Genomic DNA, 15,266 nt, shown 5'->3' on the forward strand with positions numbered 1-15,266 from the left:
TCAGACGGCCGGTGCGTTGGCCGAGGCGATCTTGGCCTCGAACTCGTGCCGGAAGTGTTTGATCATGGCGCGCACCGGCATGGCTGCTGCATCGCCCAGGGCGCAGATGGTGCGGCCCATGATGTTCTCGGCCACGTTGTCGAGCAGCGCCATGTCGGCGGGGCGGCCCTCGCCCTGGTCGATGCGGCTGACCATGCGCCAGAGCCAACCCGTGCCTTCGCGGCACGGCGTGCACTGGCCACACGATTCGTGCATGTAGAAATACGAGAGGCGCTTGAGCGACTCGACCATGCAACGGCTGTCGTCCATCACGATCACGGCGCCCGAGCCCAGCATGGAGCCAGCCTTGGAGATCGAGTCGTAGTCCATGGTGCAGTCCATCATGATGGACGCGGGCAGGACGGGTGCGGACGAACCACCGGGGATCACGGCTTTGAGCGTGCGGCCCTTGCGCACGCCACCGGCGAGTTCGAGCAACTTGCTGAAAGGCGTGCCCATGGGCACTTCGTAGTTGCCGGGCATCTCCACATCACCACTCACCGAAAAGATCTTGGTGCCGCCGTTGTTGGGCTTGCCGCAAGCGAGGTAGGCCGCGCCACCGTTGCGAATGATCCAGGGCACCGCCGCGAAGGTTTCGGTGTTGTTGATGGTGGTGGGCTTGCCATACAGGCCGAAGCTGGCGGGGAACGGCGGCTTGAAACGCGGTTGCCCTTTTTTGCCTTCGAGTGATTCGAGCAGCGCGGTCTCTTCGCCGCAGATGTAGGCGCCGAAGCCGTGGAAGGCGTGCAATTGGAAACTGAATCCGCTGTCCAGGATGTTGTCGCCCAGAAGGCCTGCGGCGCGGGCTTCTTCCAGCGCGGCTTCGAAGCGGTCGTAGGCCTCGAAGATCTCGCCGTGGATGTAGTTGTAGCCCACGCTGATGCCCATCGCGAAGGCGGCGATGGCCATGCCTTCGATCACGATGTGCGGGTTGTACATCAGGATGTCGCGGTCCTTGCAGGTGCCCGGTTCGCCTTCATCGGAGTTGCACACCAGGTACTTCTGGCCAGGGAACTGACGCGGCATGAAGCTCCACTTCAACCCGGTGGGGAAACCCGCACCGCCGCGACCGCGCAGCGCCGATTCCTTCAGGGTGGCAATCACCTGGTCCTGCGTCATGCCGACCACCGGTGGATCCCCCGCCGGTTCGGCGCCGTCCTTGCCAAGCACCTTGCGCAAAGCCTGGTAACCCCCGCGCGCCACGTAGTCCTTGAGCGACCAGTTGCCACCGTCGAGGTCGGCATAGATCTGGGGGTTGATGTGGCGGCCGTGGAAGCAGGTCTGCACGCCGTTGGCGCGGAACTGCGAGAGGATCTGTTCGGCGTTCATGGCTGTCCTTCCGAAGCACGCAAGCCGTCGATCAGCTGATCGAGCTTGTCGTTGCTCATGAAGCTGCACATGTGGCGGTCGTTGACCAGCATCACGGGCGAGTCGGCGCAAGCGCCCAGGCATTCGCTCTGTTGCAGGGTGAACAATCCGTCGGCTGTGGTCTGCCCCATGCTGATACCGAGTTTGTGCTCCAGATGGTGCAACGCACTCTGGCCGTCGCGCAGTTGGCACGGCAGGTTGGTGCAGACGTTGAGCTTGAACTTGCCCGTCGGCTGCTGGTTGTACATGTTGTAGAAGGTCGTCACCTCGTGCACGGCGATCGGTGCCATGCCCAGGTAGGCGGCCAACGACTCTTCGGCCCCGGTGCTCACGAAGCCCATCTCCTGCTGGATGATCGCGAGACACGCCATCACAGCCGACTGCGCCTGGTCGGCCGGGTACTTGGCGACTTCGCGCGCGAAGCGCTGCTGGGTGGCGCCGCTGAATTCCACAGCGGCAACTGGGTGGCCGGTGCTCATCGGTCGATCTCCCCGAAAACAATGTCCATGGTGCCGATGATGGCCACGGCGTCGGCCAGCATGTGGCCGCGCGCCATCTCGTCCATCGTGGCGAGGTGCGCAAAACCGGGCGCGCGGATCTTCAGGCGGTAGGGCTTGTTGGCGCCATCGCTCACGAGGTAGATGCCGAACTCGCCCTTGGGGTGCTCGACCGCCGCATAGGCTTCGCCCTCAGGCACATGGAAGCCTTCAGTGAACAGCTTGAAGTGGTGAATCAGCTCTTCCATGTTGGCCTTCATGGCCTCACGGGCGGGCGCTGCCACCTTGTGGTTGTCGGTGATCACGGGGCCGGGGTTGGCGCGCAACCACTTCGAGCACTGCTCGATGATGCGATTGGACTGCTTCATCTCTTCCATGCGAACGAGGTAGCGGTCGTAGCAGTCACCGGTCTTGCCCACGGGAATGTCGAAATCCATCTGGTCGTACACGTCGTACGGCTGTTTCTTGCGCAGGTCCCATGCGATGCCGGAGCCGCGCAACATGGGGCCGGTCATGCCGAGGTTGAGCGCGCGCTCGGGCGTGACCACGCCGATGCCCACGGTGCGCTGCTTCCAGATGCGGTTGTCGGTCAGCAGCGTGTGGTATTCCGCCAGATACGTGGGGAAGCGCTTCGTGAAGTCGTCGATGAAATCGAGCAGCGAACCCTGGCGGTTGGTGTTCATCTCTGCAAGAGCGCGTGCGTTGCGGATCTTGCTGTGCCGGTACTGCGGCATGGTTTCGGGCAGGTCGCGGTAGACGCCACCCGGGCGGAAATAAGCCGCGTGCATGCGCGCACCCGACACCGCCTCGTACATGTCAAACAGGTCTTCGCGCTCGCGGAACGCGTAGATCAGGATGGTGGAACTGCCGCAGTCGTTGCCATGCGAACCCAGCCACATGAGGTGGTTGAGCAGGCGCGTGATCTCGCTGAACATCACGCGGATGTACTGCGCACGGATCGGCACTTCGATGCCGAGCAACTTCTCGATGGCCAGGCAGTAAGCGTGCTCGTTGCACATCATCGACACATAGTCGAGCCGGTCCATGTAGGGCAGCGACTGGATGTAGGTCTTGTGCTCGGCAAGCTTTTCGGTGGCGCGGTGCAGCAGCCCGATGTGTGGGTCGGCGCGTTGCACGACTTCGCCGTCGAGCTCGAGTACCAGGCGCAACACGCCGTGCGCGGCCGGATGCTGTGGACCGAAGTTGAGGGTGTAGTTCTTGATTTCAGCCATATCAGTGCAATCCGCCGTAGTTGTCTTCGCGGATGATGCGCGGCGTGATTTCGCGGGGCTCGATGCTCACCGGTTCGTAGATCACACGCTGGCGCTCGGCGTCGTAGCGCATCTCGACATGCCCCGACAGCGGGAAGTCCTTGCGGAACGGGTGGCCGATGAAACCGTAGTCGGTGAGGATGCGGCGCAGGTCGTCATGACCTTCGAAAACGATGCCGAACAGGTCGAACGCTTCGCGCTCATACCAGTTGGCCGCAGCCCACAGTGGCGTGACCGAAGCCAGCACGGGGAAGTCGTCCTCGGGGCAGAACACACGCACGCGAACGCGGTGGTTGTGGCTCACCGACAGCAGGTGCACCACAGCAGCGAAGCGTTGGCCTTCCCAACGACCGTCGCCGTATGTCTGGTAGTCCATGCCACAGAGGTCGATGAGCTGCTCAAAAGCAGCTTGAGGCGCGTCACGCAGGGTTTGCATGACGTCGAAATAGTGGGCGGCCGCAACGGTCAGCGTGAGCTCTTCGCGGACCACTTCAAGCGAGGCCACGCGGTCCCCCAGCAACTCGGCCAGGGAAAATTTCAGGGCTTCCGGCGCAACGGCGTAGTGGGTCGTTGAGGTGTCGGTCATGGATGCGTCTCGTGGGACTCGGTTCGCCGTTGTGCAGCGAGCGCTCAGGCGCGGGCAATGGTCTGGGTGCGGCGGATCTTCTGTTGCAGCTGGATGATTCCGTACAGCAAGGCCTCGGCCGTGGGCGGGCAGCCGGGTACGTACACATCCACCGGCACGATGCGGTCACAACCGCGCACCACCGAATAGCTGTAGTGGTAGTAACCGCCGCCGTTGGCGCAAGAACCCATGGAGAGCACCCAACGCGGCTCGGCCATCTGGTCGTAGACCTTGCGCAAAGCGGGTGCCATCTTGTTGCACAGCGTACCGGCCACGATCATCAGATCGGACTGGCGCGGGCTGGCGCGAAACACCTCGGAGCCGAAGCGGCCGATGTCGTAGCGCGCGGCGGCCGCATGCATCATTTCCACCGCGCAACAGGCCAGACCGAAGGTCATCGGCCAGAGCGAGCCTGTCTTGGCCCAGTTCACCACCGAGTCGTAGCTCGTGGTGACAAAACCTTCCTTGAATACGCCTTCAATCATGAACCGCTCCGGTGCATTCGTGTGTCGTTGTGTCGCTCATTCCCAGTCCAGCGCGCCCTTCTTCCACTCGTAGGCAAAACCCACGGTGAGAATGACAAGGAACACGACGCCGGCGAGGAAGCCCGTCATGCCGATGTCGGAGAAGGCCACGGCCCAAGGAATGAGGAAAGCGATTTCGAGGTCGAACAGGATGAAGAGAATGGCCACGAGGTAGTAGCGCACGTCGAACTTCATGCGGGCGTCTTCGAAGGCTTCGAAGCCGCACTCGTACGGGGAGTTTTTCTCGGCGTCCGGGAGGTTTGGACCAAGGATGTAACCCAGGACCTGCGGGATGATCCCGATGGAAATACCCACCAAGATGAACAGGAGCACAGGTAGGTATTGTTCGAGACTCATCTTGGTCTGTTCCACTGACACGGCGTGGGGCCGTGTTTGTCCAAAGATTGGTGCCGACGGCGAGACTCGAACTCGCACAGCTTTCGCCACTACCCCCTCAAGATAGCGTGTCTACCAATTTCACCACGTCGGCTGGTCTGCATTGCCGGCTCACGAGGTCTGTGTGAGCCTTGCTGACAAGCATTGGAGTTTACCCTGAAACCACCCCTCTTTTGAGGGGCAGCGGGCCTTTTTCAACTCGAATGGAAGATGAATCGGCGTGCACATGAAGCTCGCACGCCGCCATGATCATTTCACCGGGATTTGCGCCGGGCCCGTGGGGGCTGGTGTGGCGGCAGCGGGCGCCGGAGCGGTGCCCGTTGCAGGAGCTGCGCCGGGAATCTGTTGCGAAGCATCGGCAGGCTGCGCGGGCGTCACCACGCCTTCGAGCACACTGCCCGAACTCGGCGCAACAGTGCGCAGGTTGCCGAAGTAAGCCAGGCCCAAAGTGCAGCTCAGGAAAATCGCCGCCAGCACAGCGGTGGAGCGCGACAGGAAGTTGGCACCTCCCGATGCACCGAACAGGCTCGCAGAACCCGCACCGCCGCCGCCGAAGGCAGCGCCTGCATCGGCACCCTTGCCGTGCTGCATGAGGATCAGGCCGATCATGGCCAGCGCCGAAAGAATCTGCACGGCCAGCAGGATGGTCAACACAACGTTCATTTTTTACTCCGGAATCACAGTTATCGATGTGCCGATGAAGGCACGAAAAAGGTCAATGGGCCAAGGCCACGATCTGAAGGAAGTCGGCCGCCTTGAGTGACGCGCCGCCGATGAGGCCGCCGTCGATGTCGGGCTGGGCCAGCAGGCTGGCGGCATTCGCCGCGTTCATGCTGCCGCCATAGAGGATGTGCACGCGCTCGGGATGCTGCGTGGCCGCGGCAATCTGGGCGCGAAGCACCGCATGCACTTGCTGCGCCTGTTCGGGCGACGCGGTCTTGCCGGTGCCGATGGCCCAGACAGGCTCATAGGCCACCACGATCTCACTGGTGCAATGCGCCACCGCATGGATGACCGCTGCCAACTGGCGCTTGACCACCGTCTCGGTGTGCCCGGCCTCGCGTTCGGCCAGGGTCTCACCCACGCACACGATGGGCGTGATGCCGTGGGCCAACGCCACCTTGGCCTTGTCGGCCACCAACAGGTCGGACTCGCCGTGGTACTGGCGTCTCTCTGAATGACCCACGATCGCGTAGCGGCAGGCGAAGTCGTTGAGCATGGTCGCAGACACCTCACCGGTGTAGGCCCCCTGCTCATGACTGGACACGTCCTGCGCACCCCAGGCGATCGGACTGCCTGTCAACAGCGATTGCAGTTGAGCCAGAAAGGGCGCTGGCACGCACAGGGCCATGTCGGCACCCGGCGCCTGCCCGCCCAGGCCATCGAGCATGGCTTTCACCAGCGCCTCGTTGGACGCCAGCGAGCCGTTCATTTTCCAGTTGCCTGCGATCAGTGGTTTCATGTCTGTGGAGCCGTCATGCCCAGGTCAGGACGAGCTTGCCGATGTGGCGATTGGATTCCATGAGCGTGTGTGCAGCCGCAGCCTCGTTGGCGGGAAACACCTGGTGGATCACCGGCTTGATGTGCCCTTGAGCCAACAACGGCCAGACACGTTCGCGCAGCGCTTGCGCGATCGCGGCCTTGAATGCAATCGGACGCGGGCGCAGGGTCGAGCCGGTGATGGTGAGGCGTTTGCGCAGCACCATGCCGGCGTTGAACTCGGCCTTCACACCACCCTGCACCGCGATGATGACCAGGCGGCCATCTTCGGCCAGACAGTCGACTTCACGCGCCACGTAGGCACCAGCCACCATGTCGAGCACCACATTGACACCCTTTCCGCCCGTGAGGTCGGCAACAGTGGCAACAAAGTCCTGCGTCTTGTAGTTGATGGCGTGATCCGCACCCAGTGCCAGGCAGGCCGCGCATTTGTCGTCGCTGCCCGCGGTGGCGATCACGCGAGCGCCCAGCGCTTTCGCCATCTGGATCGCGGTCACACCGATGCCGCTGGTGCCACCCTGGATCAACAGGGTCTCGCCCGCTTGCAGACGCGCACGGTCGAACACATTGCTCCAGACGGTGAAGAAGGTCTCGGGCAGCGATGCAGCGGCGATGTCGTCCAGCCCTTCGGGCACCGGCAGGCACTGGCCCACGGGTGCCACGCACCACTGGGCGTAACCGCCACCCGCCACCAGGGCGCACACGCGGTCACCCACCTTCAGGCCGGCGGCGGCCATGGCCGCTGCGTCACCCGAGGCGATCACACCCGCCACTTCGAGGCCGGGAATGTCGGACGCGCCGGGCGGCACGGGGTAGTTGCCGGTGCGCTGCAGCACGTCAGGGCGATTCACGCCCGACGCGCTGACGCGGATCAGCACCTCGCCCTCGGCCGCCACCGGCACCGGGCGTTCACCCAGACGCAGCACCTCGGGCGCACCGAAGCTGCTGATCTCGACCGCTTGCATCACCGACGGGATCACGACTGGGGCTGCTGCTGCGGCTCGACCGCACTGCGATCGGCCAGCGCCTTCATGGACAGCTTGACGCGGCCTTTTTCGTCGGTCTCGAGCACCTTCACGCGAACGATCTGGCCTTCGGTCAGGTAGTCGGTGACGCGCTCGACGCGCTCGTGCGCGATCTGGCTGATGTGCAGCAGGCCGTCCTTGCCGGGCAGCAGGTTGATCAGGGCACCGAAGTCCAGGATCTTGGTGACCGGGCCTTCGTAGACCTTGCCCACTTCCACTTCGGCGGTGATCTGCTCGATACGGCGCTTGGCCTCATCGGCCTTGGCCGCGTCGGTCGAGGCGATGGTGATGGTGCCGTCTTCATCGATGTTGATCTGCGTGCCGGTCTCTTCGGTCAGCGCGCGGATGACGGCGCCGCCCTTGCCGATCACGTCGCGGATCTTCTCGGGATTGATCTTCATGGTGAAGAGTTTGGGCGCGAAGTTGGACACCTCGGTCTTGGCTTCGCCCATGGCTTCCTGCATCTTGCCCAGAATGTGCATGCGGGCTTCCTTGGCCTGGGCCAGTGCCACCTGCATGATTTCCTTGGTGATGCCCTGGATCTTGATGTCCATCTGCAGCGCCGAGATACCGTTGGTGGTGCCGGCGACCTTGAAGTCCATGTCACCCAGATGATCTTCGTCACCCAGGATGTCGGTCAGCACCGCGAAGCGGTTGCCGTCCTTGATCAGGCCCATGGCGATACCGGCCACGTGGGCTTTCATCGGCACGCCGGCGTCCATCAGCGCCAAGCAGCCGCCGCAGACGGAAGCCATCGACGAAGAACCGTTGGATTCGGTGATTTCGGACACCACACGCATGGTGTAGGGGAAGTCTTCCTTGCTCGGGAGCGCTGCGATCAGCGCGCGCTTGGCCAGACGGCCGTGGCCGATCTCGCGGCGCTTGGGCGTGCCGAAGCGGCCGGCTTCGCCGGTGGCGAAGGGAGGCATGTTGTAGTGCAGCATGAAGCGGTCTTCGAACTCGCCAGCCAGCGCGTCGATGCGCTGCGCGTCGCGGTCGGTGCCGAGCGTGGCCACGACCAGCGCCTGGGTTTCACCCCGGGTGAACAGGGCCGAGCCGTGGGTGCGGGGCAACACGCCGTTGCGGATTTCGATGGCGCGCACGGTGCGCGTGTCGCGGCCGTCGATGCGGGGCTCGCCGGCCAGGATCTGGCCACGCACGATCTTCGCTTCGATCTCGAACAGCAGGGCTTCGATGGCCACGCTGTCGAAGGCCACGCCTTCGGCTTTCAGGGCAGCGAACACGTCGGCGTAGGCAGAGCGGCAAGCTTGCGTGCGGGCCTGTTTGTTGCGGATCTGGTAAGCGGCTTCGAGCTTGGCTTTGGCCAGCTCGTCGATCTTGGCGATCAGCGGCTCGTCCTTGGCGGGCGCCTGCCAGTCCCAGGACGGCTTGCCGGCGTCGCGCACCAGTTCATTGATGGCAGCAATCGCAATGTTGCCCTGCTCATGGCCGAACACCACGGCGCCCAGCATGATCTCTTCGGACAGCTGATCGGCTTCGGACTCCACCATCAGCACGGCGGACTCGGTGCCGGCGACCACGAGGTCGAGCTGGCTGTCCTTCAACTGGGTCTGGCCCGGGTTGAGCACGTACTGGCCATTGATATAACCCACGCGGGCAGCACCGATCGGGCCGTTAAACGGGATGCCGCTGACGGACAGCGCGGCGGAGGTCGCGATCATGGCGGCGATGTCGGCCTGCACTTCAGGGTTCAGGCTCACCACGTGCACGATCACCTGGACTTCGTTGTAGAAGCCTTCGGGGAACAGCGGGCGGATCGGGCGGTCGATCAGGCGGCAGGTGAGCGTCTCGAGTTCGCTCGGGCGGCCTTCGCGCTTGAAAAAGCTGCCGGGGATCTTGCCGGCGGCGTACGACTTTTCGGTGTAGTCGACGGTGAGGGGGAAGAAGTCCTGGCCGGCCTTGGCTTCGGTCTTGGCGACCACGGTGGCGAGCACCACGGTGTCGTCGATGTTGACCAGCACGGCGCCGGTGGCCTGGCGTGCCATTTCGCCGGTTTCCATGGTGACCGTGTGGGGGCCCCACTGGAAGGTCTTGGTGACTTTGTTGAACATGCTCATGGTTTATCTCCTGGAATTTTTTCCGCCACTCGGCAGAAAACACAGCGTGCGGCAAACCCGCACAAAACCCGGAAACACAACCCAGAACACGATGCCATTCCAGATGGATTGAGTGGCCCGCTGATGGCGCTCAACCCGCTTGGAATGACACAGCTTCGCTCTGTAATCAATGCTCCGGAATCAAAAATGGGGATCAACAAGCAAAAAACGCCCGAGCCAGCGAACCAACTCAGGCGTTTTGTGTGTCAACCCGGGCTCAATTACTTGCGCAGACCCAGTTTCGCGATCAGCGCGACGTAACGCTGGGCGTCCTTGGACTTCAGGTAGTCCAGCAACTTGCGACGGCGGCTCACCATGCGAAGCAGGCCGCGACGACCGTGGTGGTCTTTGGCGTGCGTCTTGAAGTGGGGAGTCAGTTCGTTGATGCGTGCGGTCAGGATGGCGACCTGCACTTCTGGGCTGCCGGTGTCATTGGCGGCGCGGGCGTTGGCCGCGACGACTTCGGCTTTGATGGATTGGGCAATCATGGAAATTTCCTTGGGGTTACATGCGTCCCGGCGCAGCAGGTCGGCCTCTGGAGTTGCTCCAGAGCCGGCCGCCGCATCGGGCGTGGGTATGCTGTCCTTTCGAACGGCAACCGCAGATTATAGGGCAGAAGGTGTCAGACGCCGCCACCCGGCTGGGCGGCGATCCACCGGCGCAGGCGCAGGACGCCCTCTTCCAGTCGGTGGGTGTCGCGGCTGGCAAAGCACCAGCGCAACCAGCCGGCCGCTTCCAGGCTGAAGGCGCTGCCAGGCGCCAAGCCAATGCCGGCCTCGCGCACCAGCCGCTTGGCCACGGCCAGGCAATCGTCCTGCCCTTGCAGCTTGAAAAAGGCGTACATGCCGCCCAGCGGCTCGGCCAGCGTCACGCCCGGCACGGCGCGCAGCAGGGGCACCAGGGTGTCTCGGCAGGTTTTCAGGTGGGCCACCAGAGCAGGTGTGACCTCGGCGCCGCGCTGCAGCGCCACCGTGGCCCCGCGCTGCACGAACACCGGTGCGCACGAGGTGTTGAACTCGATCAGCTTGCCCATCGCTGGCGTGAGCGCAGCGGGCAGCACCAGCCAGCCCAGGCGCCAGCCGGTCATGAGGAAACTCTTGGAAAAACTGTGGGCGACGACGACCCGGTCGTCCGGCTCGGCCACGTCGAGAAAGCTGCTGGCCGCGCCGTTGGCGGTGTCGCCGGCGTAATACAGGCGCTCGTAGACCTCGTCGGCCAGGATCCAGGTACCTGTGCGGCGGCAGTGCGCCAGGATGGTGGCCTGCTCGTCGCGGGTCAGGGTCCAGCCCGTGGGGTTGTTGGGCGCGTTGACGATGAGCAGGCGCGTGGCCGGCGTGATGGCCGACAGCAAGGCGTCCATGTCCAGCGCCCAGGCGCCAGCGCGCGGGCCGGTGCTGAGCACGCGCAGCGGCACGCTTTTCACGTTCGCGCCCATGATCAGCGGCTGCGCCACGAGGTTGGGCCAGGCCGGCGTGACCACCACCACCTCGTCGCCCGCCTCCACCAGCGCCTGCGACGCCAGCATCAGCCCGTTGACACCACCCGAGGTGACGGCCAGCCGGTCCAGCCAGTGCGCAACACCCCGGCCCGGGTGCAGGCCGTCGGTGTACACCGCGAGCGCTTCGCGCAACTCGGGCAGGCCGAGGTTGTGCGCGTAGAAGGTCTCGCCGGCCTGCAGCGAGGCCATGGCGGCTTCGCGAATGAAGTCGGGCGTGACTTCGTCGCTCTCGCCAAACCAGAACTTGAGCACGTTGTCGCGGCCCAGGCCTTCGTTGGCCACCTCGCGGATGCGGGAGGCTTCAAGGTTTTCAACGACGGGGCGCATGAAGGGAGCGTGTGGGGACATCAGGGTCGGATCATGTTGCAGCGGTGAGGCTGTTCGGCTTGTTGGGGAGCCAGGTTGCGGATGACGCGAAAGCCGTAGCCCGAGCCTTCGACGTCGAATTTCGCGCCAGGCGCACCCTGACGGTCCATCACGGCCACCGCCAGCGGTTGCTGGAACTGGTGGTCGGCGGCGCGCATGCGGGCGGTCTGGCCGGCAAGGGTGACTTCGGCTTTCTCCAGCTGGGCGGCGATGGTAGCCGCATTGACCGAGCCCGCAGCGCCGGCGCGTTCGATCGCCTGCGTGAGCGACTCGATCATGAGCTGCATGCGCATGTGCACGTAGTCGTCGGCGGGGTTGGGGAAGCGTTGGCGGAACGATTGATAGAAAGCTTCGGACTCGCGCGTGGGCACGTTGGGGAACCAGTCGGCCACCGCGATCACCTTGCCGATGCCGGCCTCGCCCATGGCCGCCGGTGCACCCAGCGCGTTGCCGTAGAAGGTGTAGAACGCGCCCTCGAAACCGACCTCGCGCGCGGCCTTCACCAGCAGCGTGAGGTCGTTGCCCCAGTTGCCGGTGAGCACCGCCTGTGCCCCACTGGCCTTGATCTTGGCGGCGTAAGGGAGGAAGTCCTTCACACGCGCCATGGGATGCAGCTCTTCGCCCACGATCTTCACGTCAGGCCGCTGCGCGGCCAGCTGGCTGCGGCCCTCGCGCAGCACGGCCTGGCCAAAGCTGTAGTCCTGGCCGATCAGATAGATGCTTTTGAGCTGCTGGTCTTCCCGCAGCACGCTCATGAGCGCGGTCATTCGCATGTCGGCGTGGGCGTCAAAACGGAAATGCCAGTAGCTGCACTTCTCGTTGGTCAGAGCCGGGTCCACCGCCGAGTAGTTGAGAAACAGCATCTGGCGCGCCGGCTCGCGCTCGTTGTGCTTGTTGATGGCCTCGATCAGGGCGCTGGCCACGGCCGACGAGTTGCCCTGCGTGACGAAGGTGATGTCGCGGTCCACCGCCGAACGCAGCGCCGACAGCGCCTCTTCGGTCTGGCCCTTGCTGTCGAAACGTTCGATCAGCAGCGGGCGGTTGCCTCCGGGCAGCTTCACGCCACCGCGGGCATTCACCCGCTCGGTCGCCCAGACCAGGTTGCGGTAGACGGCCTCGCCGGTGTTGGCAATCGGGCCGGACAGACCTTCGATCATGCCGATGCGGATCGGCGCAGGCACCTGGGCCAGCGAGACGGTGGCCGAGAAAGCGCCGATCAACAGGCCCGCCAGAGCGCGGCGGCGCTGGGAAAAAACGGAATCAAGCAGGTGTTTCATGGGGGAGTGTTGTTCATGGGTATCCGAACGCGGACGCTCGGTCTTTCTGGCATCTTGGCGCCAGCGCCGGAACTCGAATGGATCAATGTCAGCTGGCGCCGACCGGCACGGCCGGCCCGAGTTCCGACAGCGGCCAGCGCGGCTTCACATCGAAGCTGTATCCGTTGCCATCGGCTCCGGCGGCCAGGTCCAGGCTGACCAGTCCGGCCTGCACGCGCATGCCGCCGGCCAGCGCGATCATGGCGCCGTTGTCGGTGCACAGGTGCAGCTCGGGATAGTGCACGCGAATGCCTGCCTTGGCGCACGCGGCACCCAGTTGCTCGCGCAACAGGGTGTTGGCTCCCACACCGCCGGCCACCACCAGGCGGCGCAAACCGGTCTGGCGCACCGCCGCCATGGACTTCTTCACCAGCACCTCGACGATCGCGGCCTGCACGCTGGCGGCCACATCGGCCTTTTGCTGCGGCGTCAGCGGATCGGCCAGGTGCAGCGTGGCCGGGCCGTCCAGGCTGGCGTGGGCCAGCCTCTTCACCTGGGTCAGCACCGCCGTCTTGAGTCCGGCAAACGAAAAATCGAGGTCACCGCTGTGCAGCAGCGGGCGGGGAAACTTGTAGGCCTGGGCGTCGCCCTGCAGCGCCAGGCGGGCCAGAGCCGGTCCGCCCGGGTAACCCAGGCCGAGCAGCTTGGCCGACTTGTCGAAGGCCTCGCCGGCCGCGTCGTCGATGGTTTCGCCGAGCAACGTGTAGCGCCCCACCCCGTCCACCCGCATCAGCTGGCTGTGGCCGCCCGACACCAGCAGCGCCACAAAAGGAAACTCGGGTGGATCGGCACTCAGGAATGGCGACAGCAGGTGGCCTTCCAGGTGGTGCACGCCGATCACCGGTTTGCCCAGTGCAAAGCCCAGCGCGCAGGCCACGCCCGAGCCCACCAGCAGCGCACCGGCCAGGCCAGGACCGCGGGTGTAGGCCACCGCGTCCACCGCCGACAGCGGCAGGCCGGCCTGGGCCAGCACCGCGTCGGTGAGCGGCAGCACGCGGCGGATGTGGTCGCGGCTGGCCAATTCGGGCACCACACCGCCATAGGCACGGTGCATCTCGATCTGGCTGTGCAGCGCATCGCCCAGCAGCCGCGGCGTGTGACCGCCACTGGCGTCGACCAAGGCCACGCCGGTTTCGTCGCAAGACGACTCGATTCCCAAAATCAGCATCGCCCAAGTGTACGGGCGGCATGTTTGTTGCTCACACTAGGCGCATGTGTGCACAACTCTCTCGAACATGAAATCGGGCCTGAACTTTCTGGTGGCGGCCAAACGCTGCGAAATCGCCGAGCTGCAGCAGCTCGCGCTCACCAGTGCGTTGGTGAATGTGACCGGGCGTCTGGTGCATGCCCTGCAGCGCGAGCGAGGCCTGTCCAACCTGTTTCTCGGCTCACAGGGCCATCAGTTTGGCGAGATGCGCACGAACCAGATCAGGGAATCCCGGCAGATTGAAACTGAACTGCGCGCCTGCTTTGACGAGCTGGACACCGAGTCGGCCCTGGTGGGCAACGGCGCTCGCCTGTTCAGTCGCATCGCCTACGTGCTGCACGGGCTGGATGCGCTCGACGGTTTGCGCTCGTGCGTGCAGGCGCTGCAATGGACGACCCAGCAGGCCACCGAAGCCTATGTGCGGCTGATCTCGGGCCTGCTGGCCGTGGTGTTCGAAGCGGCGGACACCGCCAGCGATCCCGAGATCTCACGCTTGCTGGTGGCCTTGTTCAACTTCATGCAAGGCAAGGAGTTCGCCGGCCAGGAGCGTGCGGCCGGGTCGGCGCTGTTCGCCGGGGGGCGCGCCGAGGCGGGCGACCAGCAGCGTCTGCTGCACCTGATCGAGTCGCAGGAACGCTGCCTGGAGGTGTTCATCGAGTTTTCGAAAGCCCAGGCGGTGGAGCTGTGGCATGCCACCCAGGCCAGCGCCACACTGGCCGAGCTGGAACGGCTGCGCCGCGTGCTGTGCACCGCCGCCCACGGCTCACCGCTCAATGCCCAGATGAGCCAGGCGTGGTTCGACTGCTGCAGCCGGCGCATTGACCGCATGAAAACGGTGGAGGAGCGTCTGGCGCTGGACTTGTTGCAAGCCTGCGAGCAGAAGATCGTCGCGGCCCATGCCGAGCTGAACAGTTTTCACGCGCTGCAAACAGCCCCCGCCACCGAGGCGGACGTTCTGTCGTTCTTCCGGGCGCCGAACGCTCGGGACAGCAGCGGTTTCGGCACCGGCACCCAGAGTTACGGCCTTCACCTGGAGCGCTCGATCCTGGAACTGGTGCAGGAGCAGGCGCGGCGCCTGCAGACCATGAGCGAGGAGCTCGACACCGTGCGGGCCAGCCTCAACGAGCGCAAGCTGATCGAGCGCGCCAAGGGTCTGCTGATGGCACACCGCCACCTCAGCGAGGAAGACGCCCACAAGACCATCCGCCAGATGGCCATGAACCAGAACCGCCGGCTGATCGAGGTGGCCGAGGCCGTGCTGGCCATGGCCGACGTGCTGCCCGATCGGCAACGCTGAGCGCACGGCGTGTTGCTGCAGCGCACAAATACCGTGCCAAGGCAGCATCGCGCACCAGATTGAGGCGCGCTGCGACCATGGCCAGACCGCCGTCTGGCCTCTGAGGCGACGGCGATCCTGTCGATTTCTGTTTTGAAATCAAGCCTCTTGCAACCGCTTCCCGGGTCGACCCTGATGCTGGCACACAAACTGCTGTAAGCAAGACAAAGCGATTCGAGCC

At 64.6% G+C, this 15,266-nt stretch carries 15 protein-coding genes and 1 tRNA gene; 1 reads left to right on the forward strand and 15 read right to left on the reverse strand.

Features of this window, described 5'->3' with window-relative positions:
• The 15 genes from nuoF to tsaD all read right to left on the reverse strand — a co-directional run bounded on the left by nuoF (nucleotide 1) and on the right by tsaD (nucleotide 13,710).
• On the reverse strand, nucleotides 1–1,368 hold the full coding sequence (gene nuoF, locus IV113_RS02925; protein ID WP_291080633.1) for an NADH-quinone oxidoreductase subunit NuoF: 1,368 nt from the start codon (nucleotides 1,366–1,368) through the stop codon (nucleotides 1–3).
• Nucleotides 1,365–1,886 carry an NAD(P)H-dependent oxidoreductase subunit E gene (locus IV113_RS02930; RefSeq protein WP_291080635.1) on the reverse strand — a complete coding sequence of 174 codons (522 nt, stop codon included), beginning with the start codon at nucleotides 1,884–1,886 and terminating at the stop codon, nucleotides 1,365–1,367. The genes nuoF and IV113_RS02930 overlap by 4 nt, the downstream gene beginning before the upstream one ends.
• Nucleotides 1,883–3,136 (reverse strand): NADH-quinone oxidoreductase subunit D, encoded by a 1,254-nt coding sequence (locus IV113_RS02935; RefSeq protein ID WP_291080637.1) that lies wholly within the window; start codon nucleotides 3,134–3,136, stop codon nucleotides 1,883–1,885. The genes IV113_RS02930 and IV113_RS02935 overlap by 4 nt, the downstream gene beginning before the upstream one ends.
• Before the next feature lies 1 nt (nucleotide 3,137).
• Complete coding sequence (locus IV113_RS02940; RefSeq protein WP_291080639.1) at nucleotides 3,138–3,761, reverse strand: NADH-quinone oxidoreductase subunit C; 624 nt, start codon at nucleotides 3,759–3,761, stop codon at nucleotides 3,138–3,140.
• A 44-nt stretch (nucleotides 3,762–3,805) separates the two neighbouring features.
• Nucleotides 3,806–4,285, reverse strand: a complete 480-nt coding sequence (locus IV113_RS02945; protein WP_056273769.1) for an NADH-quinone oxidoreductase subunit B — start codon at nucleotides 4,283–4,285, stop codon at nucleotides 3,806–3,808.
• A 36-nt stretch (nucleotides 4,286–4,321) separates the two neighbouring features.
• Nucleotides 4,322–4,681, reverse strand: a complete 360-nt coding sequence (locus IV113_RS02950) for an NADH-quinone oxidoreductase subunit A (RefSeq protein ID WP_056274315.1) — start codon at nucleotides 4,679–4,681, stop codon at nucleotides 4,322–4,324.
• A 48-nt stretch (nucleotides 4,682–4,729) separates the two neighbouring features.
• Nucleotides 4,730–4,814 (reverse strand) — tRNA-Leu (locus IV113_RS02955).
• A gap of 155 nt (nucleotides 4,815–4,969) precedes the next feature.
• Complete coding sequence (gene secG, locus IV113_RS02960) at nucleotides 4,970–5,383, reverse strand: preprotein translocase subunit SecG (protein WP_291080643.1); 414 nt, start codon at nucleotides 5,381–5,383, stop codon at nucleotides 4,970–4,972.
• Between the two features lie 52 nt (nucleotides 5,384–5,435).
• The gene (tpiA, locus tag IV113_RS02965) at nucleotides 5,436–6,182 is read right to left on the reverse strand and encodes a triose-phosphate isomerase (protein ID WP_291080645.1); all 747 of its coding nucleotides are present in this window, start codon (nucleotides 6,180–6,182) and stop codon (nucleotides 5,436–5,438) included.
• A 13-nt stretch (nucleotides 6,183–6,195) separates the two neighbouring features.
• Nucleotides 6,196–7,185: an NAD(P)H-quinone oxidoreductase gene (locus IV113_RS02970; RefSeq protein ID WP_291081175.1), complete on the reverse strand. Its 990-nt coding sequence runs from the start codon at nucleotides 7,183–7,185 to the stop codon at nucleotides 6,196–6,198.
• 11 nt (nucleotides 7,186–7,196) lie between these two features.
• Nucleotides 7,197–9,323 carry a polyribonucleotide nucleotidyltransferase gene (gene pnp / locus IV113_RS02975; protein ID WP_291080647.1) on the reverse strand — a complete coding sequence of 709 codons (2,127 nt, stop codon included), beginning with the start codon at nucleotides 9,321–9,323 and terminating at the stop codon, nucleotides 7,197–7,199.
• A gap of 260 nt (nucleotides 9,324–9,583) precedes the next feature.
• Nucleotides 9,584–9,850 carry a 30S ribosomal protein S15 gene (rpsO, locus tag IV113_RS02980; protein ID WP_056273781.1) on the reverse strand — a complete coding sequence of 89 codons (267 nt, stop codon included), beginning with the start codon at nucleotides 9,848–9,850 and terminating at the stop codon, nucleotides 9,584–9,586.
• Nucleotides 9,851–9,984: 134 nt separating this feature from the next.
• Nucleotides 9,985–11,208 (reverse strand): pyridoxal phosphate-dependent aminotransferase, encoded by a 1,224-nt coding sequence (locus tag IV113_RS02985; RefSeq protein ID WP_291080650.1) that lies wholly within the window; start codon nucleotides 11,206–11,208, stop codon nucleotides 9,985–9,987.
• Nucleotides 11,208–12,503: a branched-chain amino acid ABC transporter substrate-binding protein gene (locus IV113_RS02990; RefSeq protein ID WP_291080652.1), complete on the reverse strand. Its 1,296-nt coding sequence runs from the start codon at nucleotides 12,501–12,503 to the stop codon at nucleotides 11,208–11,210. The genes IV113_RS02985 and IV113_RS02990 overlap by 1 nt, the downstream gene beginning before the upstream one ends.
• Nucleotides 12,504–12,591: 88 nt before the next feature.
• Nucleotides 12,592–13,710, reverse strand: a complete 1,119-nt coding sequence (gene tsaD, locus IV113_RS02995; protein WP_291080654.1) for a tRNA (adenosine(37)-N6)-threonylcarbamoyltransferase complex transferase subunit TsaD — start codon at nucleotides 13,708–13,710, stop codon at nucleotides 12,592–12,594.
• Between the two features lie 67 nt (nucleotides 13,711–13,777).
• On the opposite strand from tsaD, the gene IV113_RS03000 reads away from it, so the two are divergent.
• Nucleotides 13,778–15,046 (forward strand): nitrate regulatory protein, encoded by a 1,269-nt coding sequence (locus tag IV113_RS03000; protein ID WP_291080656.1) that lies wholly within the window; start codon nucleotides 13,778–13,780, stop codon nucleotides 15,044–15,046.
• Nucleotides 15,047–15,266 lie beyond the last annotated feature (220 nt).

The sequence above is a fragment of the Hydrogenophaga sp. genome (assembly GCF_018780385.1).
Lineage (GTDB): Bacteria > Pseudomonadota > Gammaproteobacteria > Burkholderiales > Burkholderiaceae_C > Hydrogenophaga.

Coding starts and splice junctions, on each gene's coding strand:
- nuoF (WP_291080633.1), bottom strand. CDS start 1,368: ATGAACGCCGAACAGATCCTCTCGCAGTTCCGCGCCAACGGCGTGCAG.
- IV113_RS02930 (WP_291080635.1), bottom strand. CDS start 1,886: ATGAGCACCGGCCACCCAGTTGCCGCTGTGGAATTCAGCGGCGCCACC.
- IV113_RS02935 (WP_291080637.1), bottom strand. CDS start 3,136: ATGGCTGAAATCAAGAACTACACCCTCAACTTCGGTCCACAGCATCCG.
- IV113_RS02940 (WP_291080639.1), bottom strand. CDS start 3,761: ATGACCGACACCTCAACGACCCACTACGCCGTTGCGCCGGAAGCCCTG.
- IV113_RS02945 (WP_056273769.1), bottom strand. CDS start 4,285: ATGATTGAAGGCGTATTCAAGGAAGGTTTTGTCACCACGAGCTACGAC.
- IV113_RS02950 (WP_056274315.1), bottom strand. CDS start 4,681: ATGAGTCTCGAACAATACCTACCTGTGCTCCTGTTCATCTTGGTGGGT.
- secG (WP_291080643.1), bottom strand. CDS start 5,383: ATGAACGTTGTGTTGACCATCCTGCTGGCCGTGCAGATTCTTTCGGCG.
- tpiA (WP_291080645.1), bottom strand. CDS start 6,182: ATGAAACCACTGATCGCAGGCAACTGGAAAATGAACGGCTCGCTGGCG.
- IV113_RS02970 (WP_291081175.1), bottom strand. CDS start 7,185: ATGCAAGCGGTCGAGATCAGCAGCTTCGGTGCGCCCGAGGTGCTGCGT.
- pnp (WP_291080647.1), bottom strand. CDS start 9,323: ATGAGCATGTTCAACAAAGTCACCAAGACCTTCCAGTGGGGCCCCCAC.
- rpsO (WP_056273781.1), bottom strand. CDS start 9,850: ATGATTGCCCAATCCATCAAAGCCGAAGTCGTCGCGGCCAACGCCCGC.
- IV113_RS02985 (WP_291080650.1), bottom strand. CDS start 11,208: ATGTCCCCACACGCTCCCTTCATGCGCCCCGTCGTTGAAAACCTTGAA.
- IV113_RS02990 (WP_291080652.1), bottom strand. CDS start 12,503: ATGAAACACCTGCTTGATTCCGTTTTTTCCCAGCGCCGCCGCGCTCTG.
- tsaD (WP_291080654.1), bottom strand. CDS start 13,710: ATGCTGATTTTGGGAATCGAGTCGTCTTGCGACGAAACCGGCGTGGCC.
- IV113_RS03000 (WP_291080656.1), top strand. CDS start 13,778: ATGAAATCGGGCCTGAACTTTCTGGTGGCGGCCAAACGCTGCGAAATC.